This is a genomic window from Citrobacter sp. Cpo030 (assembly GCF_030333005.1).
Classification (GTDB): domain Bacteria; phylum Pseudomonadota; class Gammaproteobacteria; order Enterobacterales; family Enterobacteriaceae; genus Citrobacter; species Citrobacter portucalensis.
The window spans coordinates 1-263 of record NZ_JAOWGT010000010.1; the positions used below are offsets into that span (position 1 = coordinate 1).

The window sequence follows — 263 nt, forward strand, 5'->3', positions numbered from 1 at the left end:
ACCTACAATAAAGCCCTCATCAACCGTGGCTCCATAACTTTCTGGCTGGATGATGAAGCTATTCAGGCCTGGTATGAGTCGGCAACGCCTTCATCACGGGGAAGACCTCAGCGCTATTCTGATCTCGCCATCACCACCGTTCTGGTCATTAAACGCGTGTTCAGGTTGACCCTGCGGGCTGCACAGGGTTTTATTGATTCCATTTTTACACTGATGAATGTTCCGTTGCGCTGCCCGGATTACACCAGTGTCAGCAAGCGCGC

General features: G+C 51.7%; 1 protein-coding gene. It reads left to right on the top strand.

The window, feature by feature from the left end; translation table 11 throughout:
* Positions 1-263 (top strand): transposase (locus OGY37_RS00120; protein ID WP_207307366.1); only part of this gene is annotated, 263 nt, incomplete at both ends.